This is a genomic window from Mesorhizobium sp. B2-1-1 (genome assembly GCF_006442975.2).
Taxonomy (GTDB): domain Bacteria; phylum Pseudomonadota; class Alphaproteobacteria; order Rhizobiales; family Rhizobiaceae; genus Mesorhizobium.
On sequence record NZ_CP083954.1, the window covers coordinates 4154256 to 4172099 of the forward strand.

The 17844-nt window shown below is 63.4% G+C and carries 16 protein-coding genes; 6 read left to right on the plus strand and 10 right to left on the minus strand.

The window, feature by feature from the left end; genetic code table 11:
* Window positions 1-124 precede the first annotated feature (124 nt).
* Entirely contained in the window at window positions 125-532 is a 408-nt protein-coding gene (locus FJ972_RS20475; RefSeq protein ID WP_140521694.1) for a hypothetical protein, read from the plus strand.
* A 128-nt stretch (window positions 533-660) separates the two neighbouring features.
* Here the strand turns inward: FJ972_RS20475 and FJ972_RS20480 are convergent, their stop codons facing one another.
* Window positions 661-2706 (minus strand): NADH:flavin oxidoreductase, encoded by a 2046-nt coding sequence (locus FJ972_RS20480; protein ID WP_140521692.1) that lies wholly within the window; start codon window positions 2704-2706, stop codon window positions 661-663.
* Window positions 2707-2847: 141 nt separating this feature from the next.
* Here FJ972_RS20480 and queF point away from each other — a divergent pair, with 141 nt between their 5' ends.
* On the plus strand, window positions 2848-3309 hold the full coding sequence (gene queF, locus FJ972_RS20485) for a preQ(1) synthase (RefSeq protein WP_140515582.1): 462 nt from the start codon (window positions 2848-2850) through the stop codon (window positions 3307-3309).
* Between the two features lie 9 nt (window positions 3310-3318).
* Here the strand turns inward: queF and FJ972_RS20490 are convergent, their stop codons facing one another.
* The 5 genes from FJ972_RS20490 to FJ972_RS20510 form a co-directional block, all read right to left on the minus strand.
* A complete protein-coding gene (locus FJ972_RS20490) occupies window positions 3319-3924 on the minus strand; it encodes a hypothetical protein (protein ID WP_140521690.1) in 606 nt (201 codons plus the stop codon).
* A 4-nt stretch (window positions 3925-3928) separates the two neighbouring features.
* Complete coding sequence (locus FJ972_RS20495; protein ID WP_140521688.1) at window positions 3929-4408, minus strand: DUF3828 domain-containing protein; 480 nt, start codon at window positions 4406-4408, stop codon at window positions 3929-3931.
* Between the two features lie 140 nt (window positions 4409-4548).
* Entirely contained in the window at window positions 4549-6531 is a 1983-nt protein-coding gene (locus tag FJ972_RS20500; RefSeq protein WP_140522172.1) for an FAD-dependent oxidoreductase, read from the minus strand.
* 115 nt (window positions 6532-6646) lie between these two features.
* Entirely contained in the window at window positions 6647-8296 is a 1650-nt protein-coding gene (locus FJ972_RS20505) for an ABC transporter substrate-binding protein (RefSeq protein ID WP_140521686.1), read from the minus strand.
* A 40-nt stretch (window positions 8297-8336) separates the two neighbouring features.
* A complete protein-coding gene (locus tag FJ972_RS20510; protein ID WP_140521684.1) occupies window positions 8337-9884 on the minus strand; it encodes a trimethylamine methyltransferase family protein in 1548 nt (515 codons plus the stop codon).
* Between the two features lie 92 nt (window positions 9885-9976).
* Here FJ972_RS20510 and FJ972_RS20515 point away from each other — a divergent pair, with 92 nt between their 5' ends.
* Complete coding sequence (locus FJ972_RS20515; protein ID WP_140515572.1) at window positions 9977-10879, plus strand: LysR substrate-binding domain-containing protein; 903 nt, start codon at window positions 9977-9979, stop codon at window positions 10877-10879.
* A 67-nt stretch (window positions 10880-10946) separates the two neighbouring features.
* Window positions 10947-12824 (plus strand): DNA mismatch repair endonuclease MutL, encoded by a 1878-nt coding sequence (mutL, locus tag FJ972_RS20520; RefSeq protein WP_140521682.1) that lies wholly within the window; start codon window positions 10947-10949, stop codon window positions 12822-12824.
* 37 nt (window positions 12825-12861) lie between these two features.
* Here the strand turns inward: mutL and FJ972_RS20525 are convergent, their stop codons facing one another.
* Both FJ972_RS20525 and FJ972_RS20530 read right to left on the minus strand, forming a co-directional pair.
* Window positions 12862-13620 (minus strand): hypothetical protein, encoded by a 759-nt coding sequence (locus FJ972_RS20525; RefSeq protein WP_140521680.1) that lies wholly within the window; start codon window positions 13618-13620, stop codon window positions 12862-12864.
* A 120-nt stretch (window positions 13621-13740) separates the two neighbouring features.
* Window positions 13741-14634 carry a DMT family transporter gene (locus FJ972_RS20530; RefSeq protein ID WP_140521678.1) on the minus strand — a complete coding sequence of 298 codons (894 nt, stop codon included), beginning with the start codon at window positions 14632-14634 and terminating at the stop codon, window positions 13741-13743.
* A gap of 93 nt (window positions 14635-14727) precedes the next feature.
* Between FJ972_RS20530 and FJ972_RS20535 the strand changes: the two genes are divergently transcribed.
* Window positions 14728-15654, plus strand: a complete 927-nt coding sequence (locus FJ972_RS20535; protein ID WP_140521676.1) for a LysR substrate-binding domain-containing protein — start codon at window positions 14728-14730, stop codon at window positions 15652-15654.
* Window positions 15655-15770: 116 nt separating this feature from the next.
* On the opposite strand, the gene FJ972_RS20540 is transcribed toward FJ972_RS20535, so the two are convergent.
* Window positions 15771-16427 (minus strand): hypothetical protein, encoded by a 657-nt coding sequence (locus FJ972_RS20540; protein ID WP_226880358.1) that lies wholly within the window; start codon window positions 16425-16427, stop codon window positions 15771-15773.
* Window positions 16428-16485: 58 nt separating this feature from the next.
* Between FJ972_RS20540 and FJ972_RS20545 the strand changes: the two genes are divergently transcribed.
* A complete protein-coding gene (locus FJ972_RS20545) occupies window positions 16486-16719 on the plus strand; it encodes a DUF2093 domain-containing protein (protein ID WP_140494196.1) in 234 nt (77 codons plus the stop codon).
* A gap of 92 nt (window positions 16720-16811) precedes the next feature.
* On the opposite strand, the gene lpxK is transcribed toward FJ972_RS20545, so the two are convergent.
* Window positions 16812-17843 (minus strand): tetraacyldisaccharide 4'-kinase, encoded by a 1032-nt coding sequence (lpxK, locus tag FJ972_RS20550; RefSeq protein WP_140515566.1) that lies wholly within the window; start codon window positions 17841-17843, stop codon window positions 16812-16814.
* Between the last annotated feature and the right edge of the window lies 1 nt (window position 17844).

The following is a 17844-nucleotide window of genomic DNA, read 5'->3' on the forward strand; positions in this document are numbered from 1 at the left end:
GGCGTCATGGCAAGACACTAGACGGTGTTTTCCACGGATGGAACTGGCACTCATTTATACATTGACATCTAACAGTTAGATATCTAACTATTTAGGCGACGGCGGGCAAGAGAGGAGAGCTGGTATGCAATATGTCTACATCATCACCATCGGTCTTCACGTCATGGCGGGGGTGTTCTGGGCCGGCACCACCATCACGCTGGCGCGCGACCCCGAGATCCGGGCTGAACGCTTCATTGGACCGCAAATGGGCGCGGCCGGCATGGTGTTTCTCACCGGTGCGCTGCTCTGGTATTTTTTCCATGGTGCCTATTTCGGCTCGATGGAAATGGTGCTGGCCCTCGGCATCGTTGCCGCTTTCGCCGCGGCTGGAGTGCTCAGCACCATGGTCCGCCGCACCAGCACGCAGCTTGCTGGCGCCGACGCGGCCACCGAACCTGCCCTGCGCGCGAAGATGGCCCAAGGCGAGCGAATCGCCGCCTGGCTGCTGGTTCTCACCGTGCTCTGCATGGCCACCGCCAGAATGTTCTGATCACGGATCGTACGGTGCCGGCGCAAGCAGGCGGCGTACGCGGCGCGCAACGAACCAAGGCAGCAGATGGCTCTCCTTGCGGAGGTTCCGTTGCGCGCCTCCTCGAAATTGTTAGCGACAGCAGCCTTTCAAATCCTTAGCCCGAACCGGATGCCGTCATAGATGGCGGCGTGGATGTTGCGCGAGGCGACGGCATCGCCGATGCGGAACAGCACGAAAGATCCTTGCGGATTGCGCTCGGGAAAAATGTCGCCGCCACTCACCAGCCGCTCATAGTCTATGGCGCCGCCGTTCGTCGCCAATGGCTTCAGCGAGAGATAAAGGTCGTCTAGCGGCGCCGTGCCATGCTCGACCACCACCTGGTCGACCCGCCGCTCGCCGCGCCAGCCGTCGGCGAAATCGGAGGCAAGCTCGGCAACCAGTTGATTGCCCTCGCGGCGCACCGAGCGCAGCCTTGTGTTGATAGTGATGGTGACCCCCTTCTCCTGGAAGGCGCGCATGTAGGGTACGTGGTTCATGCCGCCCATTTCCGGCGCGAAGAATCGCTCCGGCGAAACCAGTTCCAGCTTCGAACCGGCGGCCGCGACGAGTTCCGCAGCGCCCATTCCCTGATGGCCGCCATTGTCGTCATAGAGCAGCACGTTTTCAGCCGGCTTGACGCTGCCAGCCATGATGTCCCAGCTCGATGTGACAAGAGTGTCGCCCGCCATCAGCGGCGGATTCTGCGGCAGTCCGCCGGTGGCGATCACCACGACATCGGGCGACAACGCCAGAACGTCGTCCTTCTCGGCCCAACTGTCGTAGCGGATCTCGACGCCGAGCCGGTCGAGTTCGGCCAACCGCCAGTCGACGATGCCGATCAATTCCTTGCGGCGCGGGTTCTGCGTCGCCAGCCTGACCTGCCCGCCGGCCTGGCCCGATGCCTCCAGCACCGTCACCTGATGGCCGCGCTCCGCGGCCACGCGCGCTATTTCCAGTCCGCCTGCACCAGCGCCGATGACGACGACTTTTCGCTTTGGTCCCTCGGCCTCGGTGATGATATGCGGAATGTCCGCCTCGCGGCCGGTCGCCGCATTGTGGACGCAGAGCGCCTCGCCGCCTTCGTAGATGCGGTCGAGGCAGTAGGTGGCTCCGACACACGGGCGGATTTCGTGCTCGCGCCCTTCCATCACTTTGCGGACGATGTGCGGATCGGCGATGTGGGCGCGGGTCATGCCGACCATGTCGAGCTTGCCGGCGGCGATGGCGTGGCGCGCAGTTGCGACGTCGGAAATTCGCGCCGCGTGGAAGGTCGGGAATTTCGTCGCCGCCCTCACCTCGCCGGCGAAGTCGAGATGCGGCGATGAGCGCATGCCGGTCACCGGAATGACCTTGGTCAGTGCCGCGTCGGTCTCGATCGAGCCCCGGATGATGTTGAGGAAATCGACCTTGCCTGATGAGGCAAGCCGCCTGGCGATCTCGACGCCCTCCTCTTTCGACAGGCCTTGCGAAAAATCCTCGTCGGCGACCATGCGTATGCCGACGACGAATTTTTCGCCGACGGCCGCCCGCACGGCGTCGAGCACCATGTCGGTGAACCGCAGCCGGTTGTCGAGCGAGCCGCCGAACTCGTCCTCCCGATGGTTGGTGGACGGAGACCAGAAGCCGTCCATCAGATGGCCGTAAGCCTCGAATTCGATGCCGTCGAGACCGGCGGCCTGGCAGCGCTGGGCCGCGGAAGCATAGTCGGAAACGATGCGTTCGATATCCCAATCCTCGATGGTCTTGGGAAAGGCGCGATGCGCCGGCTCCCGCACCGGCGAAGCCGACAGGACGGGCAGCCAGTCGGCCTTGTTCCAACCGGTTCGACGGCCGAGATGGGTGATCTGGATCATCACCTTGCATTCATGCTCGTGGCAGGCGTCGGTCAGTTCCGCGAGCCATGGCACGATCCCGTCATCATAGAGATGCAAATTGCCGAAAGCGGCCGGGCTGTCGCGTGAAACGATGGCCGAGCCGGCGGTCATTGTCAGCGCCATGCCGCCCTTGGCCTTCTCCGTGTGGTAGAGCCGGTACCGCGCCTTGGGCATGCCGTCTTCCGAATAGGCAGGCTCGTGGCTGGTCGACATCACCCGGTTCTTCAACGTCAGATGCTTGAGCTGATAGGGCTGGAGAAGCGGATCGTTGCTGGTCATCGTCTTCCTGCGGTTTCAAATTGTGTTATTGAGCGGCCAGATGCGCCGCCCCTGAGTGGATTGCGGCGTTTATTCCAATCTTCGTTCGCGCCGACCGCCATGGAAGCGTGCTTCCGGCGACAGGCAGACAAGGAGCCGTCCATGATCGATACCAAAACCCTCACCCAGCTCGGCGCGCATGTCGAGACGCCACAGAGCCCGGAAGCGGCGGTCCTGGAAACCGTGCCGTTTTCGCGCGGCGACGGCCCGCCGGCCATCGTGCGCTTCACCTGCCCGGAATTCACCTCGCTGTGCCCGGTCACCGGCCAGCCTGATTTCGCCCACATCGTCATCGACTACGCACCCGACGCTGCTCTGGTGGAATCGAAGTCGCTCAAGCTGTTCATGACCTCGTTTCGCAATCATGGTGCTTTCCATGAGGATTGCACCGTCATGATCGGCCGCCGCATCGTGGCGGCAACGAGCCCGCTATGGTTGCGCATCGGCGGCTATTGGTATCCACGCGGCGGCATTCCGATCGACGTGTTCTGGCAGACGGGCGCGCCGCCGGAAGGCGCCTGGCTGCCCGAGACCGGAGTGGCGCCCTATCGCGGGCGAGGCTAGCTCGAACCATCATTCGCATTGGTACTGGCTGAGCGCCCATTCACCGGTCACCGATAGCAGGTCCGATATCTTCCATTCGCCGTCGACCCTTTTGAACTTCCACTCAAGGCGGTGCGGGTTGCCGGCGACGACGAAGGCGACGATGACCTTGGCCTGATCGCCATTGATCGCCTCGAGCGTCTTCAGGCTCTTGTCGATCTCGGCCTTATCATAGTCGGCATTGTCGAGCGCCATGTTGGGGTCGAGGCACTCGCCCTGCCCGGATTTGCGCAGCGCATCGCTCTTGTCGAGCACCGTTTTCGCCGGATCGACGAAATGGCGGCGCTGCGACGGATCGACCTCCAAGCCGAGCTGGTCGTAGAATGGCCGGACCACCGCTGTCGGCGAGCCCAGCTGAATTGGGGCGGCAGGTTCGCTCGGCGAGGCAGCCGGTGGTGTTGCCGGCTCGGCGGCTGCGCGAGGTGCAGGCGCTGGCGGCGACCCGTTGTCGTCGGGCGCGGTGGCCGCCGGAGCGTTTGCCGGCGGCGTGCCGAGTAGCCCCTGCGCGGCGCCGCCACTCAAGTCCGCCGCCATAATGCACACGGCCGACAGTGCCAGGAACCGGCGGCGGGCCATCGGATCACTCCGGATCTTGGCCCGCCAGACATTCGAGCTGGCTCAGCGTCCAATCGCTGGTCTTCGATGCGATGTCCGATATCCTCCACTTGCCGCCGATCTTCCTCAGCGACCAATGCATTTCGCGTTGTGCATCGTCTCCTTCCGGAAAGAGGCTGAAGCTCGCCACCACCTGGGCAGTATCGCCATCCACCATCTCGGACACTTTCAGGGTCTTGGAGACGGTCTTCTGGTCGAAATCCTGCGCATCGAGGCCCGGATCGAAATCGATGCAGGCGACCTGGTCCGGATTCTTCCTCGTTGCCTGATCGTTGAGGTCGAACAGTCTTGTCACCGGCTCGGTGAAGCGATCCCGGTATTTTGCGTCGGCCTCGAACTTGACATCCGGAACATAGAAGAACTTCACGGCGTCCGACGCCGGACCGGCCAGGGCGACAGCGGGAAAGGCCGTCGCAAGGGCGGCAAGGAGCACTGTCAGTCTCATGCAGAATCTCCGGCTTTTGATGGCTTGGCGCAATCCAGTAGCACGCATCCTGCATATCGGCTTTTTTGCGGCTCATGAAGCCCGCGGCCGCGTCGCGGCCGATGCAGGCCATCCGACAGGCGCGCGTGCCAAGACTGCGATCAGAGACCAAGCGCCACCTTGCGTCCATCATGGATGGCAAAAGCCGCCTGCCTTGAGGCGGTACAATCACCAATCGACGTGTGGGCAATTTTGCGCCTGTCGAGCTCGATGGAAAGCATGTCGGCTGCCATACTCGTCGTGGCGAAGATCAGCGCATCGGCTTCGACGTCCTGCTCGGTTCCGTCGAGCAGGGAAGCGACCCTGGCGGCCTTCCCGTCCCAATGAACGATGGCGCTCTCGGTCAAAAACCGCACCCGCAGCCTGGCGAGTGCGCGGCGCAGCGGCGCGTCGACTGCCATTCGCTGAAGCTCTTTGCCAACCAGGGCGTCAGGTGTCACAAGCGTCACATTGTGACCGTCCTCGGCGAGTTTCCAGGCGGTGCCGCACCCTTTCCAATTGCCGCCATCGTCGAGCAAGATAACATTTTTGCCTGGTCTCGCCTCACGGGCCATCACGGCTTCGGCCGAGAGAACCAGCCCGCCGCCCGGGATGCTTTCCCACTGCGGCAATGCCCGTTGGAAAGCGCCGTCTGACGGCATCGAGCCGGTTGCGATGATGACGTGGTCCGCGCCTTCGCGCTCGACATCCTCCGCCTCGACATATTGTCCGTACCGGACGTCGACCTGAAGCTGGCTGAGCTGGCGCTGGTACCAGTCGATCAGATCCAGAATCTGGGCGCGGCGCGGTTGCAGCCCCGCAAGGCGGAACTGCCCCCCAAGACGGTCGGAAGCCTCGGCCAGCGTGACACGGTGACCGCGTTCGGCTGCTACACGCGCCGCTTCGAGGCCGGCGGGACCGCCGCCGACGACCAGTACGCGCTTGGGTTGGCTAGCCGGGGCGAAGCGATCTCCGCCCCATTCCCATTCCCGCCCCGCCGAGGGATTGATGACGCAGCTGATCCAGTAGTCGCGGCTGCGTCGGCCCCAACACATCTGGTTGCAGGACAGGCACCCGCGAATGTCTTCCGGCCGTCCGGCGGCGGCCTTTGCGGCCAGGTGCGGATCGGCGATCTGCCCCCGCACGATGGAAACCAGATCAGCGTGGCCTTCGCTCAGCACACTTTCGGCATTCTGCGGCGTACGGATGTGACTCTCGGCGGTGACCAACGCGTGGCGCACGGTGGATTTGAGCACGGACGCCAGGTCGGCGCCGAGCTTTTCCGGATAAACAAAGGTCGGGATGATTTTGTAGAAATCGAAGTAGGAGCCCGTTCCACAAGTCACATAATCCATCAAAGAATCGCGGTCGTGGAGGTCGATTATCTCGGCCAATGCTTCGCGCTTCAGCGCCACCTCCACTTCCGGTTCGTCGTTGACCGCAAGGCCGATGATGAAATCATCGCCGCATTCCCGGCGAATTCTGCTCATCACCTCACGGCTCATCCGGGTGCGATTTTGAAGGCTGCCGCCCCACCGGTCGTCGCGGCGATTCGACCAGGGCGTCCAGAACTGGTCCAGTATCGAATGATACGCCGCCCAGACCTCGACGCCGTCGAAACCGGCCTCGCGGCAACGGCGCGCCGCCTGCACGAAACCGTCGATCGTTTCTTCGATCTCGGCTTCGGACATTCGATGCGAACCGTCAGAGTCGTGATAACTCGGCAGTCCGGAAGGGGACCAGCCGGCATGGAACGAGTTGTCCGCGTCCGCGTGCTGACCGACATGATAGAGCTGCTGGATGGCGACGGCGCCATTGCCGCGGATCGCTTCCGTCACTTTGCGGAAATGGGGGATCACGCTGTCGTCGGAAGGACGGAAGTTGCCGCGGGTAAGAATCGCGGCCCGGTGCACCGGCATCGGCTCGACGACGATCATGCCCGCGCCGCCGATAGCGCGTTCGGCATAATAGCCGACATGCCGTTCTGTCGGCAGTCCCTCTACCGCCATGTTCGCGGTATGGGCTCCGAACACGATCCTGTTGCGTAAGGTCTTGCCGCGCAGAGCAATCGGCGTGAACAACCGGTTGAAGACCTGCCCAGACATGTACCGCTCCTCAAAAGCCCTAGCGGCAGCACCCGAGCGCCAGCGCCCGCAGCCATAATCGATTTGCCGGACAGCCGGCACCTGAAAGGGTGCCGGCATTCGCCAACCATTGCAGCTAGGCGTCCAGCCAGACGTTCTGGAGGTCCATTTCAAAAGTCTGGTGGACGCCGTAGTTCTTCACCTTCTTGCTCGTATGACTGTAGAGCTTCTGCCAGAACGGCTGGATGATGACGCCGGAATCCTGCAGGATCTGCTCGACATCCTTCATCACCTCCTTGCGCTTGGCGACGTCGATCAGCGATAGCGCCTGCTTGAGCTTGGCGTCGAAATCGGGATTCGAATACGCCGATTCATTCCAGGCCTCGCCGGTGCGATAGCCGAGCGCCAGCACCTGGACGCCGAGCGGGCGCATGTACCAGATCGTCATCGAATAGGGATATTTCGTCCAGTCGTTCCAGAACGTCGAGCCCGGCAGCACCGTCCGTTTCACCTTGATTCCGGCCTCGCGCAGCTGGCCCGCGATGGCATCGCCGGTGTTCTTCTGCCAATCGTCCTCGATGGTGATCAGCTCATGCTCGAAGTCGGCCTGACCCGCCTCCGCCATCAGCTTCTTGGCGCCGGCGGCATCACGCTCCTTCTTGGGCAGCGGATAATATTCCGGATGGATGGGGCTGACATGGTGGTTTTCGCCGACCGTGCCGCGACCGCTGTAGCCGAGCTGCAGCACCGCGTTGTTGTCGACCGCCATCTGGAGCGCGTTGCGAACACGCTTGTCATCGTAGGGTTTGTGCGTGACGTTGGTGCGCGCAACCAGGGTGGTCGCGGTCGCCACCTCCGATTTCTCCAGCCCCATCTTGTCGAGGATGTCGATAAAATCGGCAGGCGACTCGAAATTGAGGTCGATTTCGCCGGAATCGAAGGCATTCACCGTGGCGTTGAAATCGGTGCCGTAGTCGATGAATTCGACGCCGTCGAGCGGAGCTTCGCCGCCCCACCATTTGCCGTTCTCGCGGCGCTTGACGACGGCTTTCTGGCCGACATCGTAAGAGACCAGCTCGAAGGGTCCGGTGCCGATCGGCTTCTTGATCGGATCGGCGCCATCGGCATCGAAATTGCGGTGGACGACGAGCGCCGGATAGTCGGTGAAGTTCGGGATCAGCGAAATGTCGGGCTCGGAGAGCTTCAGCTTGACCGTGTTGTCGTCGACCTTGGTGATCGCGCCGTCCCTCGCCTTGCCGGTCTTGGCGTCGATCAGCGCGCCGACACGCGCGGCCATGGAGTTGCCGGCGACGCCCTTCTCGCACCAGCGCGTCACATTGTGCACCACATCATCGGCGTTGAAGGTATCGCCATTGTTCCAGGTGATGCCCTTGCGCACATGCAGCGTATATTCGGTGGCGTCGTCGTTGATGTCCCAGCTTTCGAGCAGCACCGGCTCGAAGGTGAACTGCCTGGTATAGCGCACAAGCGGCTCCAGCCAGGTGCGCGAGATGTTGGCAAGCTCAACCCAGTCATAGGTGCGCGGATCCTTCTGCGCCTTCACCGACATCGAGACATGCAGCGTTCCGCCCTTCTTCGGCTCCTCGGCCAAGGCGTTCGTCGGCGCGGCAAGACCGATCATGCCATAGGCCAGAGCCGTCGATGCCCCGAAGGCGCTTGCCAGCGCCAGGAATTCGCGTCGGTCGATCCGACCCGCACGCGCCTCCTCTGCCATCGCCTCTATGGCGCTTGGAACACGATCACCATTGCTTTTGAAAAGCGTCATTTTTTTCCTCCCTTGTGGTTCCCGTCAGATCTTCGTCCTGTCAGCTAACGCTGTCCGGCAGTTTCTCCTCGCGCAGCGCGATAAAATCCCTGAGACCGTCTGCGATGCCCTCATCGAGCTTCGGCTCCTCATAATCGGCCAGCATGTTGCGCGCTTTCTCGCGGCCGCGCGTGTCATGGTCCTTCGCCCCTTCGGCCTTCCACTGTTCGTAGGAGTTGAAATCCATGATGCTGGGCATGAAGAAGGCTCGCTCGAAATGCTCGAGCGTGTGCTGTGTGCCGAGGAAATGGCCCTGCGGCCCCACCTCGCGGATGGCGGCCATCGCTTCCTTGAAATCGTCGAACGGCAGCCCGCCGGCATATTTGTACCAGCCGACGAGCTGTTCGCAGTCGGTCGCGAATTTCGAATAGCCGCAGGTGAGACCCGCCTCGAGCCATCCGGCCGAGTGCCAGATGTAGTTGGCGCCGGCAAGGATGGCGGCATGCATAAGCATGTTCGCCTCGTAGCCGGCCTGGGCATCGTTCAGCTTCGAGCCGACATGGAAGCCGGACGTGCGCCACGGCAGGCCGTATTTCCGTGCCAGCGCGCCCATCAGGTACATCATCTGCGCGGCCTCCGGCGTGCCGCCCATCGGAGCGCCGGTCTTCATGTCGACCGTGACCATGAACTGGCCGTAGATTTGAGGCGAGCCCGGACGCAGGAGCTGGGTGAACGCTACACCGGCAAGCGCCTCGGCATTGACCTGCGCCACCGCGCCCACGGCCGAGGCCGAGGTCGAGGCGCCGCACAGCGCGAAGGGCGCCAGGATCAGCGGCTGATTGTGACGGGCATAGACCTTCATCGCATCCAGCATGGTGGCATCCCATACCAGCGGTGAATTGCAGTTGGTGATCGACACCAGCACAGGGTTGTCGCGCACGTAATCCTCACCGAACACGATGCCCGCCATCGCCATCGTGTCTTCCGCCCGATCCTTGGAAGTCACGATGCCCATGAACGGCTTGTCGGAATGCTTCAGCGCCGAATGGATGATGTGGAGGTGACGCTTGGGCACCGCTATTTCCATCGGCTCGCAGATGATCGAGCTCGAGGAATGCAGGGCCGGCGCCATGTAGGCGAGCTTGTGGAAATTGTTGAGGTCGGCGAGCGTGCCGTAGCGCCTGACATTGTCGAGGTCACGCACATAAGGCGCGCCATACATCGGCACGAAGATGGAATTCTTCCCGCCCACGCGCACCGTGCGCTCGGGGTTGCGCGCGTTGAGCGTGAACTCCGACGGCACCTTCGAGACGAGCTCCATTAGCAAGGCGCGGTCGATCCGCACTCTCGTCTCGGAGACGTCCGCGCCGGCGGCCTTCCACATTTCGATGGCCTCATGGTCGCGGAACTCGCATCCGACGTCCTCCAGGATGGCGAGCGATTCCTGGTGTATGAGTTCCACTGCCTCGTCCGGCACCATCTGATAGACGGGGATTTGGCGGACCAGTGTCGGAAACGACGTTACCGGAGCTCCCCGCAGCGCCTTGCGCCCCAGGCGGCCGCCGGCTCGACGATTGGCGTGTTCGGTCACAGCGGCCGGTGCGTTCATGGCAACTCCATTCCTCTTATAACTCGCAGCCTAGACGCACAAAACAGGAATGTGACGCTGGAAAATCCTGATCTCTTGTATAAGCTCTGCTTATGCGAAACCTGCGCCACCTCCTTCCCTCGGCCGGCAGCCTGATCGTCTTCGAGGCGGCGGGCCGCCTGTCGAGCTTCACCGCCGCCGGGCGCGAGCTCGGCATGACCCAGGCCGCCGTTTCCTACGCGGTGCGCGGGCTGGAGGAACAGCTCGGCGCCAAGCTGTTCCAGCGCCGTCACCGGCAGGTCAGCCTGACGGAGGCCGGCGAGCGTTTCCACGCCGACGTTTCGCTGGGCCTGTCCCACATCCGAAAGTCGGCGGAGGATCTGCGCCTGCAGGCGACCGGAGGCCACGTGACGCTTGCCGCCTCGACTGCGTTCGGCTCCTTCTGGATGATGCCGCGGCTGCAGCAGTTCCGCGACGAACTGCCGGGCATTGATCTGCGCATCCAGACCGCCGACCGCGACCTCGACATCATCGCAGAGGGGATCCCGCTTGCCGTGCGCGGCGGCGAACCGAGGGACTGGCAGGACTATCATTCGCTGCCGCTTGCCGACGAAGAGATCTTTCCCGTCGCCGGCACCAGCTACGCGGCGAAGTTCGGCCTGCCCAAATCGGTCGCGGAACTGGCCACGCACCGTCTCATCCATCTCGAGGAGCCCTATCGGGAGGCGGCGAGCTGGAATGAGTGGTTCGAATCGGCTGGCGCCCGTCTCGGCGATACCGCGCGCGGCCTGCGCATCAACGACTACGGGCTGGTAATCCAGGGCGTCATGGAAGGGCAAGGCATCGCGCTCGGCTGGCGCCACCTTGCCGAGCGGATGCTCGCGACGGGACTGTTGGTGCCGGTGACGGACCATGTGCTCAGGACCGGCAAGGCGTTCTATGTCATCTGGCCGAGGAACCGGGAGCTTAGCGAGAATGCCCGCAAGGTACGGGATTGGCTGGCAGCGCAAGCGTGAGGTCGTTCACTGTTTTCACCGTACTTCACCCTCGCCCGCTCGGCACGAATCCGCCTATACTGTCATCATGCCCATACGCCAGCTTTCCGAAACGATGATCAACCAGATCGCCGCCGGCGAAGTCATCGAGCGTCCGGCAAGCGTGGTGAAGGAACTGGTCGAGAACGCGCTTGATGCCGGTGCGGGAAAAGTCGAGGTCGTCACGTCAGGCGGCGGGTTGAACCTGATCCGTGTCACCGATGACGGCTTCGGCATCCCCGAACAGGAGCTTTCGCTGGCAGCCGCACGCCATTGCACCTCCAAGCTTGCCGAAGACATCCACGACATCCGCTCGCTCGGTTTTCGCGGCGAGGCGCTGCCGTCGATCGGCTCGGTGTCGCGGCTGTCGATCCGCTCGCGCACGGCGGCAAGCGACAGCGCCGCCGAGATCGGCATCGAGGGCGGCAGGATCTCGCCCGTCAGGCCGGCGGCGGCCAATCGCGGCACCACCGTGGAGGTGCGCGACCTTTTCTTCGCCACCCCGGCAAGGCTGAAATTCATGAAAGGCGAGCGCGCCGAAAGCTCGGCGACCAGCGACGTGGTCAAGCGCATCGCGATCGCCTTTCCGACCGTTCGCTTCACGCTCAGCGGTTCCGACCGCTCGACGCTTGAATTGCCGGCGACCGAGGACAGCGCGGACGGACGCCTGCGCCGCATCGCCCAGGTGATGGGGGCCGAGTTTCCCGACAATTCCATTGCCATCGATGCGATGCGCGAAGGCGTGCATCTGACCGGCCATGTATCGATCCCGTCCTTCACCCGCGCAAACGCGCTGCAGCAATATGCCTATGTCAATGGCCGGCCAGTGCGCGACAAGCTGATCGCCGGCGCTATCAGAGGCGCCTTCGCCGACGTCCTGCCACGCGACCGCCATGCGGTCACGGTGCTTTTCCTGACACTCGACCCGGCGATCGTCGACGTCAATGTCCACCCAGCCAAGGCCGATGTCCGCTTCCGCGACCCCGGCCTGGTGCGCGGGCTGATCGTCGGCGCCATCCGTCAGGCGCTTGCCGAAGCCGGCATCCGCGCCGCCACTTCCGGTGCCGCCGGCATGATGGCGGCGTTCCGGCCGGGAGCGGCGTCATATGCCCATGGCGGCCCGGCCAATGGTCACCGCAGCTACGAAGCGGCCTACCGCGCCTCGGGCTCTGCCGGTTTCGACCACGCACGCTCGCCGCAACGGCCACTCGACATGGAGTTCCAGGGTTCAGGATTCGAACGAAACGGCGGGTTCGGCGAAAACGAGCAGGCGGCGTTCGATGCCGGCCCGATCGCCAGCGCCGACGCCCGGGCGGGACAGGGCGAAGCGGCGGAGACGCTGCTTGACACGGTGCTCGGTGCGGCACGGGCGCAGGTGCATGAGAACTATATCGTCGCCCAGACGAGGGACTCACTTGTCATCGTCGACCAGCATGCCGCGCATGAGCGGCTGGTCTACGAGGCGTTGAAGAACGCGCTGCACGCGCGCGCCGTGCCGTCGCAGATGCTGCTTCTGCCGGAGATCGTCGACCTGCCTGAAGAGGATGCCGAACGGCTTGCCATGCATTCCGAAACGCTCGCCCGCTTCGGGCTCGGCATCGAGCGTTTCGGGCCGGGCGCCGTGGCCGTGCGCGAGACACCGTCGATGCTGGGCGAGACCAATGTCCAGCAATTGGTGCGCGACCTCGCCGACGAGATCGCCGACAACGACACCGTCGACACGCTGAAGGAAAGGCTGGACAAAATCGCGGCGACCATGGCCTGCCATGGTTCGGTGCGTTCCGGCCGCCTGCTCAAGGCCGAGGAGATGAACGCGCTGCTGCGCCAGATGGAGGCCACGCCCGGCTCCGGCACCTGCAACCACGGCCGCCCGACCTATATCGAACTCAAGCTGGCGGACATCGAAAGGCTGTTCGGGCGGCGGTGAAGTTTGGCCCTATGTCGGCAAGGCCGGGCGCCATCGGTCACTTCTTTTGCTGGTATTTCCTGGCGGAACGATTGAAAATGTAATCCATCGTGTGTCCGTTGCCGCCGCCACGAAAGTTCACGGAGATGATGTCCTTGCTACGGTCCACCCATTTCTGGACGTTCATGTAGATAGGCGTCATCAACATGCCCGCATCGCAACCATCGTCATCGAAAGGGATTTGCTGGACGACCTTGCCGCTGGTCTTCTTGATGACCTGCATTTTCGTCATGCAAATCCCTGAACCGGTGTTTGTGTAAAGTCCGGCAAACCGGTCGGCAGCGGTCTCAGCCCAAAAGGGAATTTCGACAGTTCCGTCGAGTTTCGCCTCGCCCGTGTCGTCCAGGCTTGCAACCTTCTTCAGCGTGACCGGAAATTTGTCCGCGCCTTTGCGCCAGGTCCCTCTCGCACCGCTTTCGCCGATGTCGAGGGAAAGCGGGCAATTCGTGGTATCGACTGGTGTCTTCGATCCCATCACCATGATGCGTTCAAATTCCTGGTCGTCCGAAATCGCGCACAGCGAGAGCCTGGTGCCGCTGACCGTGCCGTAGAGCGCGATCGGACTCTGCCTGGCGTCGTAGAAATAACTTCCCTCGACCGTTATGCCGCTGCCATAGCTGTCATATGTCTGAAGCGATAGATGAACGGGATCGGGTCCTATCGACCCTTCGTAGTTCTCCACGTGATACCAGCCGGCGACGGCCTTTTGGCTCAGCAGCAGCAAGCAGAAAAACGCGGCCACGAACGCTCTTCCCATCCCGATCCCCTCCATCAGCGCAAATCAGGATAGCGCGCCTTATGCCCGTATCACAGGGGTTGCCGGTTGAAGCAGCGCGACTTGTGGATTTGAGTCGGAAAACAGCCGCAACTCTCTGATTTATCGCTTCAAATTCACTACGATGACGCCCCCTAGCGCCAGCGCGCCGCCAAGCAGGCCGAGCAGCATCGGGACTTCGCCCAGCCAGAAGAAGCCGATCAGGGCGGACATGGGAGAGACCAGATAAAGGAAGTTCGAGGCACGCGCCGCAGGCAAGCGCGAAAGCGCCGTCGCCCAGGCGGCATAGGCGATCAGGCTCGGCACGACGCCGAGATAGATGACCGCCCCCAGCCCCGCCATATCGGCGACCGCCGCCTGCGAAAAAGCTGCCGGCAGGAAGGGCGCCAGGCAGAGCGCGCCGAGCACCATATTCGAGGCCGCGATGGTCAGTGGATGGTGGCGGGCGAACAGCGGCTTCTGCACGATGGTGTTGACGGCCGAACAGAGCGCCGATCCCAGCACCAGAAGCGCACCCGTGTCGAAATGCAGGCCCTGTCCGTCGGCCATGGCGATAATGCCGATGCCGCTGAAGGAAATGGCGGTGCCGACCCAGGCCATCGTCGAGAATCGTTCGCCGAGCAGCGCCATCGCCATGATGGCGGTGAAGATCGGGCTGACATTGATGATGAATCCGGCAGCACCGGCTGAAACCGTCAGTTCGCCGAAATTGAGCATGGCGGTGTAGAGCGCGACGAAAACGGCGCCGCCAAAGGCCAGGCGCCACAACTCGCCTATGCGCGGCAGCGTCGGCCGCCTGACAGCAAGGAAGATCGCCGCAGGTACCGCGGCGATGGCAAAGCGCAGGGCGCCGAGTTCGAGCGGCCCGAACGCGGCGAGGCCAGCCCGGATCGCCGGAAAGGCCGAGGCCCAGCCAATCACCGTCAGCGCCACCGCTACGGCCGCGGTGGTGTCCATCCGCTGTGCTGGATTCAACGTGCTCGTCATCGCCCTCATCTCATCGTCCTCCCGTTCTTTCGCATCTCGATGGGGAGAAAACGCTTTTTCGGACCAATTGACAAACGACCAAATCGAGGGTCAGCTGTGACTATGGATCACAGCTTAGACGACATCTTGCCGCTCGAGACACTGCGCGCCTTCGATGCAGCGGCACGCACGGGGAGTTTTTCGGCAGCCGCGCAGAGGCTCAATCTCACCCATGGCGCTATCAGCCGGCAGATCGCCAAGCTGGAGGGCTGGCTTGGCCTGAAGGTTTTCGAACGCGGGGCGCGCGGCGTGACGCTGACGAACGAAGGCAATCGCCTGCATCTCAGGACCACCGAAGCCTTCGCGTTGATCTCGGTCAATTCGGACCGCTGGGTTGAACCGCGCGGCACCGCAGTGGTGCGGCTGGCCTCGATCCCCTCGGTAAGCGGCCTATGGCTGATGCCACGCATGGCGGCGCTTGAGAATGATCCCACCCGCCTGCGCATCGTGCTGGATGTCGATAACCGCCAGGCCGATCTCGCCGATGAAGGCATCGATCTGTCGGTGCGCTGCGGACGCGGCCGCATCCCGGGCCGCGTTTCGATGCAGTTGTTCGAGGAGTATCTGTTTCCGATCGCCTCGCCGAGCCTCGCGCCTGAGATCGGTGGCGGCGACCCGGCCCGGCTGCTCAAATTCCCGCTGATCAACGATTCCGACGCATCCGGCTGGCGCGCCTGGTTCGCCGCGCGGGACATGGATTACCGGCCGCGCCCGCAGGATCGCCGCTTCGAAGACTACAATCTGGTGCTCGATGCCGCGGCGCACAGCCTGGGCATCGCCCTGGCGCGCCCGCCGCTCACCGAACACCAGATACGGTCGGGGCGCGTAGTGGCCGTCGACGATCGTGTTGTGCTCAATCCCGTTTCCTACTGGCTCGATCGTCCCGCCGGAAGGCCCCGCGCCGCTGCCGCCGACCTGTCGCGCCGCATCGCGGCGCAGGCCGGTGTGTCGGCGGAAAAGATCGAACACTTCATCGAAGCCGACACGTAGGTTTCAGAGCAGTTCACCGTTTCACGGAAACGGCGAACCGCTCTATGTCTTTGTTTTGCGCAATTCCATAGGGAAAGCGCTACGCGCTTTTCCCGGGAAAACCGTACACACTTGCTTTAGCGAATGGCCAACCAGACAAATGCAATGAGCGCGGCAACCAGCAGGCCCGTTGCGATGGGGCCGATGCCGACCGCGCCTTGTTCGCGATTCCCCGGTGCGGCTCCCTTTGGTTGGCCGCTCATGCACCCCGGCACCACGTTGTCGGCTGACGCCTTTTGCACGACGGATACCCGGGGCGAGACGAACGCCGGCCACGAGAGCGGCGCGGGCCGTGCAGCCCCACCGTCTTCGGCTCTTGTGACCGCCACTGGCACGCCGCGCTGAGCCTCGTCGCCTGGCGACGTCTGCTTGCGCGCCGCAATCTCGGAAACGGTCTTTCCGGCGGTGTCCATGTCCGGCTCCATCGCCGCCTGATAGGCCCGCACGATCTGCGGTGCGGCCAATTGCTGCGACGTCTCGGCCGACGCGGGCGGCAGGGCCGCCAACGCTTCCAAGGCCGGTTGCGGGCGTAAGACCGGCAGCGGCGGTTGCATGGCCATCTTGACCAGCGCTGCCTTGAGCGCATCGGGTTTCGCCGACGGCACCGCCTGCGGCGTCATCGCCTCCTTGAGCAAGGAAGCCGGCCGAGCGGAAGAAATGTCCATGATGTCCCCACCAATGGTACTCTTCGGCTCATCAAATAGGATATCAGCATTGCCTCGAGCTTGTCCCATGCTTGACCTTGCCGGCAATTTGTGGCGATGAACTCGGCATGAAGCTCGGCACCAAAGCATGATGAACCGTTTCGAAGGCCCCGGCGGCAAGGAAGCCCGTATCCGCTATCTCGACGGCGACTTCCAGGTGACGAGCCCCGGCGCGTTCGTGCGCTGCGCCGTGACCGGCGAAAGCATTCCGCTCGATGAGCTGAAGTACTGGAGCGTCGAGAGGCAGGAGCCCTACATCAACGCCGCGGCCTCATTGCGCCGCGAGATCGAGGCGCATCCGGAATTGCGCAAGCGAAGCTGAGCAAATCCCGGAATGCGCAGCGGTTTCTATCCGCCGTTGCGTAAAAACCAAGAAGCAGAGCGGGTCGGCGATTCCATCGAAGGCTGAACGCCTTAGCCCTTAAGCTTAAGCTTACGCTGGCGCCAGGCATCGAGCGTCTCCTCGATGATACGTTCGGGAACGTGGTCGAGCTCGAAGACCGCGTCGATTTCCAGCACGTCGAGACGATCGAGAAAGTCCTTCGAAGCGCCGTGGCGCAGCCGGGCGGCATCCTTGGCCGTGGTGATGAGGCCGAGCCCTTCGGCGCGCGCGGTGGCCGCCAGTTCGGCAAGCTCATCCTCGGCGTAGAAATGATGATCCGGAAACGGCCGCTTCAAAGCCACCTCGCCGCCGGCCTCCTCTACCGTGTCGAAGAATTTCTCGGGGTGGCCGATGCCGGCGAAGGCAAGATAGCGTTTGCCGGCGAGGCGTTCCTTGCCGCTCGGCTCGGTGTGAGCCTCGAAGATCGGCCGGCCGGCGCGCGCCGCCTGGCGCACCACCGCGTCGGCGGCGGTGCCGTCACCCATCTTCAGCAACCCGCTGGTGAAGACCAGCTGATCGACGACCCTGGCCCTGAGCGGCCCGCCCGGGATGACACGGCCGTTGCCAATGCCGTACCGCGCATCGACGACGACCAGCGCATAGTCGATATGGATGCGCGCGCTCTGGAAACCGTCATCCATGATCAGGAAATCGCAGCCATGATTTTCCATGAGCAGTCGGGCGCCGGCGGCGCGGTGCGGCGTCACTGCCACGGGCGCGTGTTCGGCCAGCAGCAGCGGCTCATCACCGACATGCCTGGCGCTGTCGTGTTTGATGTCGACGACATGCGGCTCGGCGAAGGAGCCGCCATGGCCGCGCGAGAGGAAACCGGGTTTGAGCCGCATGCGCCTAGCGTGTTCGGCCATGGCGATCGCCACCGGCGTCTTGCCCGTTCCGCCGACGGTGAAATTGCCGATGCACAGAACCGGCGCTTCGATCTTCTCGCGCCTGGCCCGCCGCATGCCACGTCCGGCGACAAATGCATAGGCTGCCGACAGCGGCGACAGCGCGAAAACGCGCCAGTCCGGCTCCTCCCACCAGAATGGCGGTGCTTCGGAGGCCATT